Annotated in this window: 18 protein-coding genes; 12 read left to right on the top strand and 6 right to left on the bottom strand. The window is 72.7% G+C overall.

Annotation, left to right across the window (positions count from 1 at the left end; translation table 11 throughout):
• From ETD83_RS28470 to ETD83_RS28460, 3 genes are all read right to left on the bottom strand, one after another.
• On the bottom strand, window positions 1-886 hold an 886-nt coding region (locus tag ETD83_RS28470), incomplete at its 3' end, for a serine/threonine-protein kinase (RefSeq protein WP_138648292.1).
• Window positions 887-907: 21 nt separating this feature from the next.
• Window positions 908-1699, bottom strand: a complete 792-nt coding sequence (locus ETD83_RS28465) for a putative hydro-lyase (protein WP_205717936.1) — start codon at window positions 1697-1699, stop codon at window positions 908-910.
• Window positions 1700-1972: 273 nt separating this feature from the next.
• Window positions 1973-3199 (bottom strand): NRAMP family divalent metal transporter, encoded by a 1227-nt coding sequence (locus ETD83_RS28460; RefSeq protein WP_138648291.1) that lies wholly within the window; start codon window positions 3197-3199, stop codon window positions 1973-1975.
• Window positions 3200-3368: 169 nt separating this feature from the next.
• On the opposite strand from ETD83_RS28460, the gene ETD83_RS28455 reads away from it, so the two are divergent.
• On the top strand, window positions 3369-4064 hold the full coding sequence (locus tag ETD83_RS28455; protein ID WP_138648290.1) for a GntR family transcriptional regulator: 696 nt from the start codon (window positions 3369-3371) through the stop codon (window positions 4062-4064).
• A 33-nt stretch (window positions 4065-4097) separates the two neighbouring features.
• On the opposite strand, the gene ETD83_RS28450 is transcribed toward ETD83_RS28455, so the two are convergent.
• Window positions 4098-4730, bottom strand: a complete 633-nt coding sequence (locus tag ETD83_RS28450; RefSeq protein ID WP_230421253.1) for a GntR family transcriptional regulator — start codon at window positions 4728-4730, stop codon at window positions 4098-4100.
• 131 nt (window positions 4731-4861) lie between these two features.
• Here ETD83_RS28450 and pdhA point away from each other — a divergent pair, with 131 nt between their 5' ends.
• The 11 genes from pdhA (at window position 4862) to ETD83_RS28395 (ending at window position 17699) form a co-directional block, all read left to right on the top strand.
• Window positions 4862-5965: a pyruvate dehydrogenase (acetyl-transferring) E1 component subunit alpha gene (gene pdhA, locus ETD83_RS28445; RefSeq protein ID WP_138648288.1), complete on the top strand. Its 1104-nt coding sequence runs from the start codon at window positions 4862-4864 to the stop codon at window positions 5963-5965.
• A gap of 10 nt (window positions 5966-5975) precedes the next feature.
• The gene (locus tag ETD83_RS28440) at window positions 5976-6992 is read left to right on the top strand and encodes an alpha-ketoacid dehydrogenase subunit beta (RefSeq protein WP_138648287.1); all 1017 of its coding nucleotides are present in this window, start codon (window positions 5976-5978) and stop codon (window positions 6990-6992) included.
• Window positions 6989-8245: a dihydrolipoamide acetyltransferase family protein gene (locus tag ETD83_RS28435; RefSeq protein ID WP_138648286.1), complete on the top strand. Its 1257-nt coding sequence runs from the start codon at window positions 6989-6991 to the stop codon at window positions 8243-8245. Before ETD83_RS28440 ends, ETD83_RS28435 begins: the two co-directional genes overlap by 4 nt.
• 509 nt (window positions 8246-8754) lie before the next feature.
• Window positions 8755-9813, top strand: coding sequence for an NAD(P)/FAD-dependent oxidoreductase (locus tag ETD83_RS28430; protein WP_171064478.1), 1059 nt, complete (start codon window positions 8755-8757; stop codon window positions 9811-9813).
• A 228-nt stretch (window positions 9814-10041) separates the two neighbouring features.
• Entirely contained in the window at window positions 10042-11598 is a 1557-nt protein-coding gene (locus ETD83_RS28425; RefSeq protein WP_138648284.1) for a DUF4331 domain-containing protein, read from the top strand.
• Window positions 11598-12875, top strand: a complete 1278-nt coding sequence (locus ETD83_RS28420; protein WP_138648283.1) for a tetratricopeptide repeat protein — start codon at window positions 11598-11600, stop codon at window positions 12873-12875. The genes ETD83_RS28425 and ETD83_RS28420 overlap by 1 nt, the downstream gene beginning before the upstream one ends.
• Window positions 12872-14341: a sulfite exporter TauE/SafE family protein gene (locus ETD83_RS28415; protein ID WP_138648282.1), complete on the top strand. Its 1470-nt coding sequence runs from the start codon at window positions 12872-12874 to the stop codon at window positions 14339-14341. The genes ETD83_RS28420 and ETD83_RS28415 overlap by 4 nt, the downstream gene beginning before the upstream one ends.
• A gap of 65 nt (window positions 14342-14406) precedes the next feature.
• Window positions 14407-14994, top strand: a complete 588-nt coding sequence (gene sigK, locus ETD83_RS28410) for an ECF RNA polymerase sigma factor SigK (protein WP_138648281.1) — start codon at window positions 14407-14409, stop codon at window positions 14992-14994.
• Window positions 14991-15869 carry an anti-sigma factor gene (locus tag ETD83_RS28405; RefSeq protein WP_138648280.1) on the top strand — a complete coding sequence of 293 codons (879 nt, stop codon included), beginning with the start codon at window positions 14991-14993 and terminating at the stop codon, window positions 15867-15869. The genes sigK and ETD83_RS28405 overlap by 4 nt, the downstream gene beginning before the upstream one ends.
• A 70-nt stretch (window positions 15870-15939) precedes the next feature.
• Window positions 15940-16593, top strand: coding sequence for a nicotinamide riboside transporter PnuC (gene pnuC, locus ETD83_RS28400; RefSeq protein WP_138648279.1), 654 nt, complete (start codon window positions 15940-15942; stop codon window positions 16591-16593).
• The gene (locus tag ETD83_RS28395) at window positions 16593-17699 is read left to right on the top strand and encodes an AAA family ATPase (protein WP_138648293.1); all 1107 of its coding nucleotides are present in this window, start codon (window positions 16593-16595) and stop codon (window positions 17697-17699) included. Before pnuC ends, ETD83_RS28395 begins: the two co-directional genes overlap by 1 nt.
• Window positions 17700-17714: 15 nt before the next feature.
• On the opposite strand, the gene ETD83_RS28390 is transcribed toward ETD83_RS28395, so the two are convergent.
• Complete coding sequence (locus ETD83_RS28390; RefSeq protein ID WP_138648278.1) at window positions 17715-17930, bottom strand: hypothetical protein; 216 nt, start codon at window positions 17928-17930, stop codon at window positions 17715-17717.
• Window positions 17931-17992: 62 nt separating this feature from the next.
• Window positions 17993-18298, bottom strand: coding sequence for a hypothetical protein (locus tag ETD83_RS28385; RefSeq protein ID WP_138648277.1), 306 nt, complete (start codon window positions 18296-18298; stop codon window positions 17993-17995).
• Window positions 18299-18544: the final 246 nt, after the last annotated feature.

The following is an 18544-nucleotide window of genomic DNA, read 5'->3' as shown; positions in this document are numbered from 1 at the left end:
GGGCCGGGTCGTCCAGGATCGAGGTCGCTTCCGGCGGCGGCTCGGGCGGCGCGTCGTCGGCCTGCGCGGGCGGCGGCGCGAACTGGGCGAGCTGGACGCCGGCCGCGCCCGCCAGGACGCGGGCGGTCTCGGCGGCCGCCGGGCGGGAACCGGGGTCCTCGCCGAGGCAGCGGCGGCAGAGGGCGTCGACCTCGTCCGGGACGTCCTTCGGGAGGGCCGGGGTCGACACGGGCAGCCCGGTCACCGACTCCTGCAGGACGACGCCCAGCGAGAAGATGTCGGCGGCCGGAGTCGGCGCCGAGCCCGACAGCAGCTCGGGCGCGACGTAGGCGGGGGTACCCAGCACGGGGCCGCCGAACGCGGACGGACCGGTGAAGGCGATGCCGAAATCCAGGACCTTCACGCCGACCGGCGTGAGGAAGATGTTCGCCGGCTTGATGTCACGGTGGACGATCCCGGCGGCGTGGGCGGCGGCCAAGGCGTCGGCGACGCGCGCGCAGATCGCGGCGGCCTCCTGCCAGGGCAACGATCCCCGGGACAGGCGCGCCGCCAGGCTCTCGCCGTCCAGCAGCTCCATGACCACGTACGGGACGTGTTGCCTCTGGGGGGACGACCCCCCGGGCCCCCCGGACGCCGTCATGTGCTCGCCGTAGTCGTAGACGCCGGTGATGCTCGGGTGGGTGAGGCCCGCGGCGGCCTTCGCCTCCTGGCGGAGCCGCCGCGTGAACTCCTCGGGCCAGCCCTCCTTGGGCACCTTCACCGCGACGGGACGGTCGAGGACGAGGTCGACCGCCCGCCAGACGGTCGCCATCCCGCCGGCGCCGAGGGGCCTTTCCAGACGGTAGCGGTCCCCGAGGCGGTCGCCCGGGGCGACGATCTCGGGCATGGGGGAAGCCTAATGCCGTGCTCAGGGCACCAGGTACCGGGTGTCGCGGGCGTCGGTGATCGCCATGTGCCCCGGCGCGTGCCCGATGGCGAGCTTCGGGCGGGACGCCATCACGGCCGCCTGCGGGGTGACGCCGCACGCCCAGAACACGGGGATCTCGTCCACCCTGATCTCGACGGGGTCGCCGAAGTCGGGGCGGCCGAGGTCGTCGATGCCGAGCTCGACGGGGTCGCCGACGTGGACGGGCGCGCCGTGCACGGACGGGTAGCGGGCCGTGACCCGGACGGCGTCGGCGACCTGCGCGGCGGGCACGGGACGCATCGAGACGACGAGCGGCCCGCCGAACTCGCCGGCGCGGCGGCACATCCGGTTCGTCCGGTACATAGGGACGTTCCGGTTCTGCTCGATGTGCCGGACGGGGACGCCGGCCTCGCGGAGCGCGTCCTCGAACGTGAAGCTGCAGCCGATGAGGAACGTGACCAGGTCGTCCCGCCAGTACCCGGTCACATCGGGCACGCGGGCGACCGGTTCGCCGTGCTCGTAGACGACGTAGCCGGGCAGGTCGGTGCGCAGGTCGCCGGCGAACAGGGACGCGGACGTCGCGCCGGGTTCGGTGACGTCCAGGACGGGGCACGGCTTGGGGTTGCGCTGCGCGAAAAGCAGCAGGTCGTACGCCTGCTCGCGGGGCACGGAGATCAGGTTCGCCTGCGTCCAGCCCGCGCACCAGCCGGCGGTCGGGACGCGGAGGCCGGCGCGGAACAGCGCCCTGGCCTGTTGCGGCGACAGCGCGTGCGGGTCGAGGGGTGCGGTCATGGTCGCTCCTTCAGAACCGTCGAACGGTCGGGCAGGGAGCGGAACCCGGGGAGAGGCGAGACCGATGCGGAAGATCGGAAAGGGGGATTCGATGACGGCCGCGCGGTCAGAGGGGTGAATGAGTCCGGGTCTGCGACGCCCGACACCCCCACGCCGAGCGCCGCATGACCCGGACGGCCCCAATCCTGACTGTCGCCAGCGGCCTTGTCTGGTTGAACGTGCGGCCCCGGTCCCATGGTTCCCGCTCGCTGAGAGAAATCTGGAATTTCGTCCTCACCTCCACAATTGGTCGAGCTGGGTGATCAGATCCCAGCTCAGATACAGGGAGATCACCCAGGCGGTGCCGCCGAGGACGAGCATCCAGACCGGATACCGGTACCCGCCGAGCAGATCGCGGCGGAGGGCCGCCGCCCAGAGGAGCACGCCGAGCCCGAACGGCAGGATCATCCCGTTCAGCGCGCCCGCGAGGACGAGCAGCTTGGCCGGCGTCGTGCCGATGATGAGGTAGATGACGGCGGACACGAGGATGAACGCCACGACCAGGCGGTTGCGGTGCCGTTCGACGAAGGACGAGAACGAGACCAGGAACGACACCGAGGTGTAGGACGCGCCGATGACGCTGGTGATCGCGGCCGACCACATGATCAGGCCGAACAGCCGCACCCCGGCCTCGCCCGCCGCGTGCTCGAACGCCGAGGACGGCGGGTTGTCCTTGGCGAGCGTCACGCCGCCCGCGACGACGCCGAGGACGGCGAGGAACAGCAGCACCCGCATCAGGCCGGTGACGAGGATGCCGGTGACGGCGCTGCGGTTGATCTCCCGGACGTGCTCCGCCCCGGTCAGCCCGGACTCGATCATGCGGTGCGCGCCCGCGTAGGTGATGTAGCCGCCGACCGTCCCGCCGATCAGGGTGGTGATGACGAGGAACTCCACGGTCTCGGGCGCGACGCTCTGCTTGAGCGCGTCGCCGAGCGGCGGCTCGGACACGAACGCCACGTACAGCGTCAGCAGGATCATCACGGCGCCGAGGAGGACCACGATGCGGTCCATCGCGACGCCGGCGCGGCGGCTCAGGAAGATGCCGATGGCGACCAGCGCGGAGAGCGCGCCGCCGATCTTGACGTCCAGGCCGAGCAGCGCGTTCAGGCCGAGGGCGGTGCCGGCGACGTTGCCGATGTTGAAGACGAGGCCGCCGAAGACGTCCAGCGCGGCGAGCGCGTAGCCGGCGCCGGGCAGGACGCGGTTGCCGAGCTCCTGGGCGCGCATGCCGGACACGCCGACGATGCGCCACACGTTGAGCTGGATCGCGATGTCCACCAGCACGGACACGAGGATCGCGAACGCGAACGCGGCGCCGAGCCTGGCGGTGAACACGGTGGTCTGGGTGATGAAGCCGGGGCCGATGGCACTGGTGGCCATCAGGAACATGGCGCCGAGGAGCGCGCCGCGGCGGGAGGGTGCGGATGGTGCCGGGGGTTTGTCCAGGGTCCGATCCGTCATGGGGCTGGCCCTTCCAGGGATGCGCCTTTCCGTCAGCGTAGAGATTGTTCAACAATCCAGCAATCCCCTTGTTGAGATATTTCCGGCGCGCTGGGATACGCTGGCGTTTCAGGTGAGAACGCGTCCCGCGGCGGTGCGATCCGCCACGCCCCGGAGGAAAGGACGGCCGATGACCGTGGGAGAGCCGTGGCTCGACGAGATCGCGGCGGCGCGGCACGGCATGGACCGGTCGAGCACCGCGACCCGCGTCGCGGACCTGTTCCGCGAGAAGATCGCCGACGGGCGGCTCGTCCCCGGGACGCGGCTGTCCGACGACAAGCTCGCCGCCGTCATGGGGGTGTCGCGCAACACGATGCGCGAGGCGTTCCAGATGCTCGTCAAGGAACGGCTGCTCGTGCACGAGTTCAACCGCGGCATCTTCGTGAGCCGCGTGCCCGCCGACGCGCTGGCCGACCTCTACCGGGTCCGGCGCATCCTGGAGTGCGAGGGCGTCCGCAGCGCGCCCGGCGCCACCGACGCCGCGCTCGGCCGGGTCGAGGCCGCCGTGCTGGAGGGCGAGCACGCCGCGGCGTCCGGGAACTGGGCGGACGTCGGCACCGCCGACATCAAGTTCCACAAGGCCCTCGCCGCCCTGATGGGCAGCCCCCGGGTGGACGAGATGATCGGGCATGTGCTCGTCGAGATGCGCCTGGTCTTCCACGAGATGGGCTCGCCGCGCGAGTTCCATGAGCCGTACCTCGCCCGCAACCGCCGTCTCTACGACCTGATGGCGCAGGGTGACTTCGCGCGGGCCGAGGGGGAGCTCCGGTCCTATCTGGACGACGCGGAGGCGCAACTCATGAAGGCGTACCACGAGAAGGAGTGAACCCGGGACCCGCCGGGAGGGCTCCCGGGAGGGCTACGGCGCGTAGTTCATGACGTGGTCGTGGAGCAGCTGCGGCGCCCGCGGGTCGCGGCGGCGGAACGCCTCGATCAGCTCCGCGTGCTCGGCCGACTTGGAGTAGATCTCCGTGTGGTGCAGGCGGAGGGACAGCGTCGTCCACAGCTCGATGCCGAGCCCCTCCCAGACCGACACCAGCAGCCGGTTCCCGGCCGACTCCACGATCGCGCGGTGGAAGGCGATGCTCAGGCGCATCTGCTCGGGCAGGTCGCCGTCCCGCGCCGCCTCGCCGAGCAGGCGGTTGTGCTCCTCCAGCGCGTCCAGGCAGCCGGACAGGGCCGGCAGGGCCAGCTCCACGGCCGTCCGCTCCAGGCCGGCGCGGACGGGGAAGATCTCGGCGAGGTCCCGCTCGGTGAAGTCGCGGACGCGGGCGCCGCGGTTCGGCAGCGACTCGATCAGCCGCTGCGCCTCCAGCTGGCGGAGCGCCTCGCGGACGGGACCCTGGCTGACGCCGAGCTCGGCGGCGATGCGGCGCTCGACGACGCGCTCGCCGGGCTGCCAGCGTCCGGAGCTGATGCCGTCCACGATGAACTCGCGGATCTGGTCGGCGAGTCCGGTACGGAGCAGCGGTGCGGGGATCGGCGCGTTCACGGCATCCCATGTTAGACGGAGCGTCGGTAAGTGACTCTTGACGAAGCCAATATGATCGATCATAGATCAATGATGATCGGTGAGCGTCGTGGCGATCCTACGGCGTTGCCCCGGACAGAGGAAGATCGCCGATGGCTGAGACAACGAAGGCCGCTCCGGCCCGCACCCGGAGAACACGCGGCACCAAGACGCCCCGGGTGAACGCCGCCGCGCCGCCGCCGACGCCGCCCGACGCGGAGACGCTCGTCGGCTACTACCGGCAGATGCTGCTGATCAGGCGGTTCGAGGAGCGGGCCGCCCGCGCCTACACCGAGGCCAAGATCGGCGGGTACTGCCATCTGAACCTGGGCGAGGAGGCCACGGTCGTCGGCCTGATGGCCGCGCTGCGCCCGTCCGACTACCTGTTCACCAACTACCGCGAGCACGGGTACGCCCTTGCCAAGGGGATCGGCGCGGAGCGGGTCATGGCCGAGCTGTACGGGCGGTCGACGGGCGTGTCGAAGGGCTGGGGCGGGTCGATGCACCTGTTCGACGCCGGCGCCCGGCTGCTCGGCGGGTACGGCATCGTCGGGGGCCAGGTCCCGCTCGCCACCGGCGCGGCGCTCGCCGTCTCCTACAAGGGCGGCGACGAGGTCGTCATGTGCCACATGGGCGACGGGACGGCCGCGATCGGCGCGTTCCACGAGTCGCTGAACATCGCCGGCCTCTGGGACCTCCCCGTCGTCTTCGTCGTGATCAACAACGGTCTCGGGATGGGCACGACCGTGGAGAACTCCGCCGCCGAGCCCGAGCTGTACCGGCGCGGCGCCGCGTACCGGATGGAGAGCGCCCGGGTGGACGGCACCGACGTCATCGCCGTCCGGGACGCCGCGCGCCTCGCCGTCGAGCGGGCCCGGTCGGAGAGCAGGCCGTACCTGCTGGAGACCACGAGCCCCCGGCTGAAGGGCCACTCGGTCGTCGACCCGGCCCGCTACCGGTCCAAGGGGGAGAAGGAGGCCCTGAAGGCCGCCGACCCGCTGGCCCGGATGGCGCTGAACCTGGAGGAGGCCGGGATCCTCGGCCACGACGACCGCGACACGCTCGACGCCGAGGTCACGGCCGAGGTCGACGCCGCCGCCGCGTTCGCCGACGAGAGCCCCGCCCCCGAGGTGTCGACCCTGTTCGACTACACCTACGCCACCCCCGTCCCGGGCGAGCTGCGCCGCCTGCCCGCCGACCCGGTATTCAGCTCCTGAGAGGCACCCCATGGCAACCGTGACCTACCGCCAGGCCCTCCGGGACACGCTCCGCGCCGAGATGCTCCGGGACGAGAACGTCTTCCTGATAGGCGAGGAGATCGGGCTCTTCGAGGGCTCCTACAAGATCACCGAGGGGCTGCTGAAGGAGTTCGGGCCGCGCCGCGTCCGCGACACCCCGATCGCCGAGGAGGGCTTCGTCGGCGCCGCGATCGGCGCCGCGATGCTCGGCCTCCGCCCCGTCGTGGAGATCATGACGATCAACTTCTCGTTGCTGGCGCTCGACCAGATCGTCAACCACGCCGCGAAGATCTACGGCATGTTCGGCGGGCAGGCCAGCGTCCCGATGGTGATCCGCACCCCGGGCGGCGGCGGCCAGCAGCTCGGTGCGACGCACTCGCAGAACGTCGAGCTGTTCTACTCGTTCATCCCGGGCCTGAAGGTCGTCGCGCCGAGCACGCCCGCCGAGGCGTCCGCGATGCTGAAGGCCGCGATCCGCGACGACGACCCGGTGCTGTTCCTGGAGAACCTCGCCCTCTACAACACCAAGGGCGAGCTGCCCGCCGAGGTCGGGGACATCGAGCCCGCCGAGATCGGGCGCGCGGGCGTCACCCGTCCCGGCACCGACATCACGATCATCGGGTACTCGCGGATGGCGCGGGTCGCCGCCGAGGTCGCCGAGACGCTCGCCGCCGACGGGATCTCCGCCGAGGTCGTCGACCTGCGCAGCCTGCGCCCCCTCGACCGGCGGACGATCGTGGACTCCGTCCGCAAGACGGGGTGCGCCGTGGTCGCCGAGGACGACTGGCTCACCTACGGCATCGGCGCCGAGATCGCCGCGACGATCCAGGAGGGCGCGTTCGACTGGCTGGACGCCCCCGTCCGCCGCGTCGCGATGGCCGAGGTGCCCCTCCCCTACGCCAAGTCCCTGGAGACGGCGGCGCTGCCGTCCGCCGACTCGCTGCTCACCGCCGTCCGCGACACGCTCCGCGCGACCGGCCGTACCATCCTGGAGCCCGCGCGATGACCGACATCCTCATGCCCCGCCTCTCCGACACGATGGAGGAGGGCGTCATCAGCTCCTGGCAGAAGCAGCCGGGAGACGAGGTCGCGGTCGGCGATGTCATCGTCGACATCGAGACCGACAAGGCGGTCATGGAGTACGAGGCGTACGAGGCGGGCGTCCTGGAGAAGATCCTGGTCGCCGAGGGCGAGACCGCCGCGATCGGCGCCCCGATCGCCGTGCTCGCCACGGCCGGCGGCGCGAGCCCCGCCCCCGCCGCCCCGGAACCGGCGTCCGCCCCGGTACCTGAGCCCGTCGCGCAGGCACCGGCGGCCTCGGCTCCCGCTCCGGTCGCGGTTGCTCCGCGTTCGGGCAACGGAACCCGGCCGCCGTCGTCGCCGCTGGCACGGCGGCTGGCCCGCGACCACGGCATCGACATCGCGACGCTGAACGGCTCCGGCCCGGGCGGACGCATCGTCCGCGCGGACATCGAGTCCGCGATCCGGTCCGGCGCTCCGGCCCCGGCCGCCGCACCCGCTCCGGCGCCCACCGCGCCCGCGGCCTCGCCCGTCAAGGCGCAGGCCGCCGAGGACCCGGACGTCGAGGCCGTCCCGCTGAACCGCTTCCGCAAGGTGGCGGCGCGGCGGCTGACCGAGAGCAAGCGCGAGGCGCCGCACTTCTACCTCAACCGCGAGGTGGACGCGGAGCCGCTGCTGTCCTTCCGCGCCCAGCTCAACCAGGCGCTCGCCCCGGCCAAGGTCAGCGTGAACGACCTGATCGTGAAGGCGTCGGCGACCGCGCTGCGCGAGCATCCGGCCGTGAACGTCTCCTACACCGAGGAGAACCTGCTCTTCCACAAGCGCGTCCACGTCGGCATCGCCGTGGCGGTCGAGGACGGCCTGCTCGTCCCCGTCATCAAGGACACCGACCGCAAGGGCGTCTCGGAGATCGGCCAGGAGATCCGCGAGCTGGCCGGCAAGGCACGCGACGGGAAGCTCACCCTGCCGGAGATGAGCGGCGGGACGTTCAGCGTCAGCAACCTCGGCATGTTCGGCGTCGACTCCTTCGCCGCGGTGATCAACCCGCCGGAGGCGGCGATCCTCGCCGTCGGCGCGATCCGGGACGAGCCGGTCGTCCGCGACGGCCAGGTCGTGCCGGGCAAGCGCCTGGCGCTGACCCTGTCGGTCGACCACCGCGCCACCGACGGCGCGACGGCCGCCAGGTTCCTGGACCGGCTCGCCACCCTGCTGGAGAACCCGCTGCTCATCGTCGCCTAGGGCATGACCCGGCCTCCGACCACGCCGGCGTCCCGGGCGACCTGATCGAGGGCCGCCCGGGCCGGGGCGCGCTCATGTCCGGGGCACACTCATGTCGTCGCGGCGATACACGACCTGAGCGCCTGCGGAAGCGCCGCCCACGCCGCCCACGCCGCCCACGCCGGTGCGCGGCTCGCGGGCTCGCGTTGCTCGGATCGCGAAACCACCGCTGACCAGGACGCGAACACCCGCGCGCCCCCAGATCGCGGCGAGCACGGTGGCGGCGGGCGCCGCGAGGAGCACGGATCGTCAGGACCGGACCAGCCGTCCGCCTCGCCTTGCGTCAAGTCAACGCCCGATTATGATGTCACGCATGGTAGTCAGAGTAGTACAGATAGTAAAATAACGGCACCTTCCGCCATCGTTCCGGACGGCTCCGGAAGATCACCAGAGGATGGGACGCCTGCGATGACATGCGTGAAGACGGGCGGTGCGGGCTTGCTGTGCCTTCGCGGGGTGGAGCCCGCGCGGTGAGGGCGGTGGTGATCGGCGGCGGGATCATGGGCGCGTCCGTCGGCTGCCACCTGGCACGCGCGGGACTGGACGTCCGCGTCCTGGAGGCCGCCGGCCCGGCCGAAGGCGCGACCGCCGTCACGTTCGCCCGGCTCAGCGCCTTCGACAAGGAGCCGCGCGACTACTTCCGCCTCAACGAGGAGGGCATGGCCGAGCACGCCGGGCTCGCGTCCGAGGCCGCGGCGCCGACGTGGTACCACCCGTGCGGGTCCGTCCTGCTGGCCGGGGACGAGGCCGAGCTGGCCCGCCGCGCCGACCGGTTCCGGGCCTGGGGATATCCCCTCACCTGGGGGCCCGCGCCCGACGTGGGCATGGCCGCCCGGCTCCCCGCCCGCGTCCTGCACGCCCCCGCGGAGGGCTGGGTGGACGCGGTCGCGCTGACCCGCCACCTGCTCGACCGGGCGGCGCGGCACGGCGCCGAGATCCGCCCCGGGGTCCTCGTCACCCGCCTCGCCCGCGCCTCCCACTGGATCCTCGCCACGGCCGGCGGCGAGAACATCGCCGCCGACATCGTGGTCAACGCCGCGGGCCAGGGCGCCCCAGCGATCGCGGCGTCCGCCGGATCATCCCTCACCCTGACGCGGAGCCCGGGCCTCCTTCTCACCGCCACGACTCCCGGCACCCATCTGCGCCGCATCGTCCACACCCCCGAGGTGTCCGTCCGGCCGGACGGTCCCGGCTGCGTGGTGATCCGCTCCGACCTCGTCGACCGGGCCCTCGCCGGCGGCCGGGACGCCCGCGACCTCACCGGCGACCTCGTGTCCCGGGCCGCCGGGGTCCTTCCCGGCCTGGCCGCGGCCACCGGCATCGGCTTCCGGACGGGGTACCGCGTCCTCCCGCAGGGCGGCTATCCGAGCATCGGCGGCATTCCCCAGCTCCCCGGCTACTACGAGGCCGTCACCCACAGCGGGATCACTCTCGGTCCTCTCGTCGGCCGCCTGCTGGCCGACGAGATCACCACCGGGCGGGTTCCGCCCCAGCTGAAACCCCATCGTCCGGCGGCCAAATCCCGTTGACGCGCGCCGCCGGCCCGCGTCCGCGGGAGCCCCGCACCAGGTAGCGGCGCCGGGGGGGCGCTCACGGGTGGCCGCATGCGGACAGCGGCAATCAGATCGGCGGGCGGCCGCGAAGTAGTGGCGGGCATGGCGAAGGAACCGGTCGACCCGGCGCCGCGGCACTCCAAGCCCAGCGCCACGGAACGGCGCCGCCGCGACGGCATCCGGGCACCGGTAGGGGAATGCACAATGCCGACAACCCATCCGTTCAGGGCGCGGGTCGCCGCGCTGGTCGCCGCCGGAGGGCTGCTGGTCACCAGCGGGCTCTTCGGGCTGGCGCCCGAGCAGGGCGCCGCGTCCAGCCACCGCGAGGCGCCGCTCATCTCGGGGCAGCCGCAGTACGACAACACCGACGTGTACGCGTTCGTCAGTCCCGACAAGCCGGACACGACAACGCTGGTCGCCAACTTCATCCCCTTCGAGGACCCGGCCGGCGGGCCCAACTTCTACAAGTTCGCGCGGGACGCCCGCTACGACTTCAACGTCGACAACAACGGCGACGCGCAGCCGGACCTGATCTACCGGTTCGAGTTCAACGACTTCCTGAAGAACGGGAACACCTTCCTCTACAACACCGGGCCGGTGACGAGCCTGGACGACCCCGACCTCAACTTCACCCAGACCTACGACCTGACGCTGATCCGGCAGACCGACGGCAAGGTGACCGGCACCAGCAAGCTCGCCGACAACGCTCCCGTGGCGCCGTCCAACGTGGGCAAGGCGTCCATGCCGAACTACTCGGTGCTGCGCCAGCAGGCGATCAAGCCGCTCGGCAACGGGCGGACCGCGTTCGCCGGCCAGGCCGACGACTCCTTCTTCATCGACCTGCAGATCTTCAACCTGCTGTTCGGCGGGAACCTCAAGGAGGTCGGCGACGACACCGTCAGCGGCTACAACGTCAACACCCTGGCCGTCCAGGTGCCGACGAAGGACCTGGCCACAACCCAGGACCCGGTGATCGGCGTGTACTCCACCGTGCAGCGCCAGACCGCCTCGGGCGACTACACGCAGGTCTCCCGGCTCGGCGCCTCGCTGGTGAACGAGGTCGTCATCCCGCGCGGGAAGAAGGACACCTTCAACGCGTCCAACCCGTGGGCGGACGCGCAGTTCGCGCAGTTCGTCACCAACCCCGAGGTGCCGAGGCTGATCGAGCAGCTCTACAAGATCCCGGCGCCGGCGACACCGCGCAAGGACCTCGTCCAGGCGTTCCTGACCGGCGTGCCGGGGCTGAACCAGCCGAAGAACGTGCGGCCGGCCGAGCTGCTGCGGCTCAACACCTCGATCAAGCCGACTCCGAACCCCGACCGGCTCGCCGTGCTGAACGGCGACAACCAGGGCTTCCCGAACGGTCGGCGGCTCACCGACGACGTCACCGACATCATCCTCCAGGTCGCCGAGGGCGAGCTGCTCGGCAGCAAGAACGACCTGGGCGACGCGGTCAACGCCAACGACCTCCCGTTCGAGAAGGCGTTCCCGTACGTGGCGCAGCCCAGGTCCGGGACGGATGCCCGCGGCCGCACCCCCGCCAAGGCATCCGGCAAGCCCGCCCGCACGGGCCCGGACGGAAAGCCGATGAGCTTCCTCAACGCGGGCGCGTCCGAGCGGATCGGCGACGAGGACGGCGGTTCCGCGCTGGCCGGCGCGCTGCCCGCGGCGGCGCTGGCCGGCGGTGCGGTGTTCATGCTGACCGGTGGGCTGCTGTGGTGGCGGCGCAGGCGCCCCGCCACCGGACGGCTCGAGGTCTGATGCGCCGTCCTCTGATCGCCGGGGTCTCGGCTGCCGGGCTGGTCGCGGTACTGACGTTCGGAGCAGCGGTCGCCCCCGTCCGCTCTTCCGACACGTCCGCCACGACCGGGTCCGCGGCAGCCGGGGCCCCGGCCTCGGGGTCCGCGCCCGCGAGCGTCGCGGCGCTGCAGAAGCGGCTCCGCGAGCAGCCGCACGACGCGGCCGGGTGGGCGGCGCTCGGGTTCGCTTACGTGGAGAAGGCCCGGGTGACCGGCGACACCACGTACTACCCGAAGGCCGAGGGCGTCCTGCAGCGCTCGTTGAAGGAGTCTGCCGGCAACGACGTTGCACTGGCCGGGCTGGGCGCGCTGGCTGCGGCCCGGCACGACTTCCACGGCGCGCTGCGGCACGCCGACCGCGCACTGGCGGCGAACCCGTACGGGCAGCGGGCGGCGGCCGTCCGGGTGGACGCGCTGGTCGAGCTCGGCCGCAACGACGACGCGCTGGCGGCGGCGCGGCGCGCGGACGCCAGGCGTCCCGGCATCCCGATCTTCACGCGGCTCGCGTACGTGCGGGAGCTGCGCGGCGAGGTCCGGGAGGCGCGGCGGGTGCTGGACCTGGCGCGCGGGTCCGCCATCGAGCCGGGCGACCGCGCCTACATCGCGGTCCAGCTCGGGGAACTCGCCTGGAACGACGGCGACCTCGACCGCGCCGGACGCGAGTACGCCGAAGCGCTGCGGGTGTCGCCCGGTCACCTGCCCGCACTGGACGGGCAGGCCCGCGTCCGGGCGGCGCGGGGCGACGTGAAGGGGGCGCTCGCCGACCGGGCGGAGATCGTCCGGCGGCTGCCGCTGCCGGAGTACCTGGCCGGGTACGGGGAGCTGCTGGAGACGGCCGGACGCCCTGACGAGGCGAAACGGCAGTACGCGGTCGCGGCGGCGTGGGCCAGGATCGCCAAGGCCAACGGCGTCGAGGCCGACCTGGAGACGGCGCTGTTCGAGTCCGACCACGGCGACCCGAAGGCGGCGCTGCGCGCGGCGCGGGCCGAGTACGACCGGCGCTGCCCCGCCCCACGCGGCTCGGGTGCGGGCAAGGTGCGGCAGTGCAGCGTCCACGCGGCGGACGCGCTGGCCTGGGCCCTGCACGTCAACGGACGGGACGAGGAGGCGCTCCCCTACGCCCGCCAGGCGGTGGCGACGGGATACCGCCGCCCGCAGTTCCGCGCCCATCTGGGCGTCATCGAGAAGGCGCTCGGCAAGCGCCCGGGCGGCGGGCGCGACCTGGAGGACGCATCATGATCGGCTACGCGCTCGCGGCCGGGCTGCTCGCCGCGCACCCGCTGGGCAACTTCAGCGTGAACCACTACGACGGGCTCGTCGTGGCGCCGCACGAACTGCGGATCGACCACGTCGAGGACCTCGCGGAGATTCCCGCCGCGCAGGCCCTGCCGGAGGTGGACGCCGACGGGGACGGCCGCCCGTCCGCCGCCGAGCTCGGCGCGTGGGCGGACGGGGTCTGCGGGCGCGCCGCCAGATCGTTCCACATCACGGTGGACGGACGGGCCGTGACCGCGACCGTCGCGTCGTCGTCCGCCACGGCACCGAAGGGCCAGGCGGGGCTGCCGACGCTGCGGACCGAATGCCGGATCACCGCGCCCGCCGGACCCGGGACGATCACGTTCCGGGACGGCGGCGCGGCGGACGGCCGGGTCGGCTGGCGGGAGATCACGGCGCGCGGCGACCGGATGACGCTGTCCGCGTCCGACGTGCCCGGCTCGTCCCGCAGCGGGCGGCTCACCTCCTACCCGGAGGACATGCTCGCCTCGCCGCTGGACCAGCGGTCGGCGTCCCTCACGGCGCGATCGGGCGGGCCTCCGCTCGCGGCCTCCGGGCCCGCGGCGGGGGCCGGGACAGGCGGGGCCGAGCGGCTGCTGCCGCGCGGCGCGGACGGGCTCACCCAGCGGTTCACGTCCCTGGTCGCGCGGCACGACCTCACGCCCGGCTTCGCCGTCCTGGCGTTCCTCGTCGCGCTGGCGCTCGGCGCGCTGCACGCGCTCGCCCCCGGGCACGGCAAGACGATCATGGCGGCGCACGCGATCGGCGAGAGCCGGAGCCGGACCCGGGACATCCTCACCCTGGGCCTGACCGTCACGGTCACGCACACCGCGGGCGTGCTCGTCCTCGGGCTGCTCGTGACGACCGGGACGCTCCTCGCGCCCGACGCGCTGTTCCCCTGGCTCGGCGCCGCCGGCGGCGTCCTCGTCACGGCGGCCGGTGCCCTGCTGCTACGCCGCGCCCTGCGCAACCGCCACGCACATGGTCACGCACATGGCCACGGGCATGGACATGGCCACGGGCACGGCCACGGACATGGGCACGGCCACGGGCACTCGCAGAGGCACCCGGACGAGCATGGGCATGATCATCGAGGGTCGCGGCGCGGCGGGGTGGTGCTGCTGGGGCTGGCGGGCGGCATGGTCCCGAGCCCGTCCGCGGTGGTGGTGCTGGTCGGCGGCGCGGCCATCGGGCGGATGTGGTTCGGGATCGTCCTCGTCCTCGCGTACGGGCTCGGCCTGGCCGCCGCGCTCGTGACGGTCGGGCTCCTCGTCGCCGGCTCCGGACGCGTCCTCGCGCGGCGCGTGCTGACCGGGCGGCGCATTCTGGCCAAGCGGGCGCGGCTCCCCTCCGGAATGATGCCTATCGGGACGTCCGCGACCGTCGTCGTCCTCGGGGTCGGGCTCACGCTGCGCAGTCTCGTCCTGTGAACGGCCATCCAGGACCGCCCCCCGCGCGAATTGCCGGAGGGACGGTCCAGCGAGAGGAGCGCGGCATGCCGACAGGGACGAGACCGCCGGAGAACGGCACCGTGCCCGGTCACGACGTCGACGCGCTCCTCGGCCTGGCGGCGCGCGGCGACGAGCGCGCGTTCGAGCAGCTGTACGACGCGGTGTCGGCCCCGGTGCACGGCCTGGCGCGGCGGGTCGTCCGGGATCCGGCGATGGCCGAGGAGGTGACGCAGGAGGTGATGATCGAGGTGTGGCGGTCCGCGACCCGCTACGACCCCGGCCGCGGCTCCGCCATGGCCTGGATCATGACCATCGCGCACCGCCGGGCCGTGGACCGGGTGCGGCGCGAGCAGTCCGCGGGCGAGCGGGAGGCGCGGGCCGCGCGGCACGGGCCGGGCGCCGCGCCCGATCCGGTGGGCGAGCGGGTCGAGACGCGGCTGGAGCACGAGCGCGTGCGCCGCTGCCTGGGGACGCTGACGCGGCTGCAGCGCGAGTCGGTGACGCTCGCCTACTACGGCGGGCATACCTATCGTGAGGTCGCAGAGCTGATCGGGGCTCCGCTGAACACGGTGCGGACCCGGATGCGCGACGGCATCGTCCGCCTGCGCGACTGCCTGGGGGTGGAGCGATGAGGGACGACGTGCACGCCCTCGCCGGCGCGTACGCGCTGGACGCGATCGACGACGCCGAGGAGCGGCGGCTGTTCGAGTCGCATCTCGCCGGGTGCGAGCCCTGCGCGGCCGAGCTCCGCGAGTTCCGGGCGACGACGGCGCGGCTCGGCATGGCGGTCCCCGAGGCGCCGCCCGCGCGCCTGCGCGCCCGGGTCCTGGCGGACATCCGGAGCGTCCGGCAGCTCCCGCCGATGACATCGAGCCTGCCCCCGCACGCACCGGCCCAGCCACCCGCCACGCCGAGCCGAACCCCGGCCACACCGAACCAGCCACCGGGCCTGCCGGTCCAGCCGCTCCAGCAGCAGCCGGGAATGCCGCCCCAGCCGCCGGACACGTCGGGCGAGGCGCGGACGCCGGCGCGGGTCGAGCCGATCCGGCCGAAACGGTGGCGCCGTGCCGCCGTCGCCGGGCTCGCGGCCGCCGCGTGCCTGGTGACGGCGGTGTCCGTCACCGAGGCGGTCCGCGAACGGCAGCGCGTGGAGCGGGCCGAGGACGCCTCCCGCGATGTGGCGTCCGTGCTTTCCGCGCCGGACGCGCGTTCGGCGACCGGCGGCGCCAGGGGCGGCGGGACGGTGACGATCGTCGCGTCCGCCTCCCGCGGCCGGGTCGTCGTCGCGTCTTCGGGGCTGGAGGCGCTGCCGTCCTCGCGGGCGTACCAGCTGTGGCTGATCGACGCGGACGGCGCCCGCTCGGCGGGCCTGCTCCCCGCCGACCGGAGCCGGCCGGTCGTGGCGGGGACGTGGCGCCCGACGGACAGGGTGGGCGTCACGATCGAGCCGGCGGGCGGCTCCGCGCGCCCGACCACGGAGCCGCTCGTCCTCCTCACCGCCCCTTGACCCCTTGCCGTCCTGCTCAGTGCCGCCGGGCTTCTTGTCGTCGCTCTGACGATATGTGACGATGGCGGGCATGTCGGTGAACGTCCCGCTGGGCCCGCTGCTCGAACCCGCCTTCCATCTCGGTTCCGTCCCCACGACGTGGGCGGAGCTGCTCGGCTTCGCGACCGGCGCGGTCAACGTGTGGCTCGTCGTCCGCCAGAACATCCTGAACTGGCCGATCGGCATCGCGAACGTGATCCTGCTCGGCCTCGTGTTCCTGGACGGCGGCCTCTACGCCGACTCGGGCCTGCAGGTCGTCTACGTCGCGCTCCAGGCGTACGGGTGGTGGGTGTGGCTGCACGGCGGGGAGGGCCGCGACCGGCTCCCCGTCAGGCGCACCCGGCGCACGGAATGGGCGGCCCTCGTCACGGCGGGCGCGACCGGCACCGCACTCCTGACCTGGGCCCTCTCCGCCTGGACGGACTCGACCGTGCCGTTCTGGGACGCCCTCACCACCGCGATCTCGCTCATGGCGATCTACGGGCAGTCGCGGAAGCTGCTGGAGTCGTGGTGGCTGTGGATCACCGCGGACCTCGTCTACATCCCGCTGTACTTCTACAAGGACCTGAAGCTCACGAGCGCCCTGTACGTCATCTTCCTGACGCTGTGCGTGTTCGGGCTGCTCGCCTGGCGGCGCGACTTCCTTTCCCGCACCGTCCCCGGCCCGGCTCCGGTGGCCGCGTGATGCACGCGCACGGGCTGGTGGTCGGCAAGTTCTACCCGCCGCACACCGGCCATCACCATCTGATCGACGTCGCGGCGGCGGCGTGCGAACGGGTGAGCGTGGTCGTCGCCGCGTCCAGCGTCGAGAGCATCCCGCTGCCGCTCCGGACGGCGTGGCTGCGCGAGACGCACCCGCAGCCGCACGTGGAGATCGTCCCGGTCGTGGACGACATGGAGATCGACTACGGGTCGGACGAGATCTGGTCGGCGCATGTCGCGGCGTTCCGCGCGGGCGTGGCGACGCGGTCGGGTCTCGGCGTGCCCGTGCCGCCGGTGGACGCGGTGTTCAGCTCCGAGGCGTACGGGCCCGAGCTGGCGAGGCGCTTCTCCGCCGTCCACGTCCCGGTGGATCCGCCGCGGGACCGCTTTCCGGTGAGCAGCACCGCCGTCCGGGACGATCCCGCGGGGAACTGGGGATTTCTCGCACCGGCCGTCCGGGGCCACCTGGCGCGGCGCGTCGTCGTCGTCGGCGCCGAGTCGACCGGCACGACGACCCTGGCCCGGGCCCTCGCCGCGCACTACGCGGAACGGGGCGGGGTGTGGGCGGCGACACGGTGGGTGCCGGAGTACGGGCGCACGTTCACCGAGGAGAAGCTGGCCGCCGCGCGCCGCGCCGCGGGGGACCCTTCGCTGTGGCTGGACGACCTGGCATGGGAGTCCGCCGACTTCACCCGGATCGCCGAGCATCACGCCGCCATGGAGGACGCCGCCGCCCGGTCGGGTTCACCGCTGCTGGTCTGCGACACCGACGCGTTCGCCACCGCGCTCTGGCATGAGCGCTACCTCGGCTCGCCGGCGCCGGAGGTGGAGGCCGTCCATGAGCGCACCCCGCACCAGCTGTGGATCCTGACCGATCCGGAGGGCGTCCCGTTCGAGCAGGACGGCTGGCGCGACGGCGCGTCGATCAGATCGTGGATGTCGGGACGGTTCGAGGAGGAACTGGAAGAGCGGGCCCTGCCGCACATCGCCGTCAGGGGCCCGCATGAGAATCGCCTGGCCGCGGCCGTCGCGGCGACCGACGACCTGCTGGCCAAGGGCTGGACCTTCAACACCCCGCTGACCCCCTGACCCTTGGCCGTCCGCCTACCAGCGGCAGAGCATCCTGGCGATGAAGAACTCCTTGATGTCGGTCTTGACCTCGTACTCGATGAAGATCCCGGAATGCTCGACGACGAGGCTGTAGGCGCCCACGCCGCCCTGAGGTGTTCCCGGTGGCGAATGTCCCAGGTCGAGTGCGGTCCCGGCCTTAGCGGCGAAGTCGCAGAAGAAGTCCACGAAGAACTGCCTCATCGTGGGCATCGACTCCATGACTTCGCACACCGATTCCGAACAGAAGACGGTCCAGCCCTTCTTGGGAGTGGTCACTCGGCGGCGTCGCTCCCGAACCACCGGGCGCGAAGCTCGTCTATCGAGATCTTCCGACCGGCCTCCATCTCCTTGATCGCCTCGGCGCGGCGCTCCTCGCGGTACGGGTCCTGGTCGAGGTGGGCCTCGGCCCACCAGTTGTCCATGACCTGGTTGTAGTCGTCCTCCTCCTTGGCGGCCATGACCTGCTCAAGGAACTTGGCGCGCTTCTCCTCCGTCAGCCAGTCGCTGATGCCCCTGATCGTCCGTGGGACCCGCTGAACCTGCCCCGGCAGGAGGGGCTCCACCGGCTGTGCACTCACGTCGCTCCCGTGTCTCTCGTCGGTCCCCGCTCACCCGTACACGGAGACACTACAGCGCCCCACCGACAGGACGGCGGAGCATTTCGAGAGCGCAGAGCATTAACCTATTTGGGCATTAAGAAACACAAAAGCCTTTTGCAGGAATAGGAACGCTCTGAGCGAATTTAATATCCGAAGATTGGCCACGCCCCGACAAAACGGCCGTGCCCCATTGCCATCGTCAACCGTCGGTCGGGGTGGGCGGGG

Origin of the sequence: Actinomadura soli (assembly GCF_005889715.1) — a bacterium.
GTDB lineage: Bacteria > Actinomycetota > Actinomycetes > Streptosporangiales > Streptosporangiaceae > Spirillospora > Spirillospora soli.
Note: the sequence above shows the minus strand (reverse complement) of the source record. Positions and strands in the feature narration are given on the sequence as shown.

Excerpts from the sequence above, each read along its gene's own strand:
- ETD83_RS28465 (WP_205717936.1), bottom strand. The coding sequence starts at position 1,699 with ATGACCGCACCCCTCGACCCGCACGCGCTGTCGCCGCAACAGGCCAGG.
- ETD83_RS28460 (WP_138648291.1), bottom strand. The coding sequence starts at position 3,199 with ATGACGGATCGGACCCTGGACAAACCCCCGGCACCATCCGCACCCTCC.
- ETD83_RS28455 (WP_138648290.1), top strand. The coding sequence starts at position 3,369 with ATGACCGTGGGAGAGCCGTGGCTCGACGAGATCGCGGCGGCGCGGCAC.
- pdhA (WP_138648288.1), top strand. The coding sequence starts at position 4,862 with ATGGCTGAGACAACGAAGGCCGCTCCGGCCCGCACCCGGAGAACACGC.
- ETD83_RS28440 (WP_138648287.1), top strand. The coding sequence starts at position 5,976 with ATGGCAACCGTGACCTACCGCCAGGCCCTCCGGGACACGCTCCGCGCC.
- ETD83_RS28435 (WP_138648286.1), top strand. The coding sequence starts at position 6,989 with ATGACCGACATCCTCATGCCCCGCCTCTCCGACACGATGGAGGAGGGC.
- ETD83_RS28425 (WP_138648284.1), top strand. The coding sequence starts at position 10,042 with ATGCCGACAACCCATCCGTTCAGGGCGCGGGTCGCCGCGCTGGTCGCC.
- ETD83_RS28420 (WP_138648283.1), top strand. The coding sequence starts at position 11,598 with ATGCGCCGTCCTCTGATCGCCGGGGTCTCGGCTGCCGGGCTGGTCGCG.
- ETD83_RS28415 (WP_138648282.1), top strand. The coding sequence starts at position 12,872 with ATGATCGGCTACGCGCTCGCGGCCGGGCTGCTCGCCGCGCACCCGCTG.
- sigK (WP_138648281.1), top strand. The coding sequence starts at position 14,407 with ATGCCGACAGGGACGAGACCGCCGGAGAACGGCACCGTGCCCGGTCAC.
- ETD83_RS28405 (WP_138648280.1), top strand. The coding sequence starts at position 14,991 with ATGAGGGACGACGTGCACGCCCTCGCCGGCGCGTACGCGCTGGACGCG.
- pnuC (WP_138648279.1), top strand. The coding sequence starts at position 15,940 with ATGTCGGTGAACGTCCCGCTGGGCCCGCTGCTCGAACCCGCCTTCCAT.
- ETD83_RS28395 (WP_138648293.1), top strand. The coding sequence starts at position 16,593 with ATGCACGCGCACGGGCTGGTGGTCGGCAAGTTCTACCCGCCGCACACC.
- ETD83_RS28390 (WP_138648278.1), bottom strand. The coding sequence starts at position 17,930 with ATGCCCACGATGAGGCAGTTCTTCGTGGACTTCTTCTGCGACTTCGCC.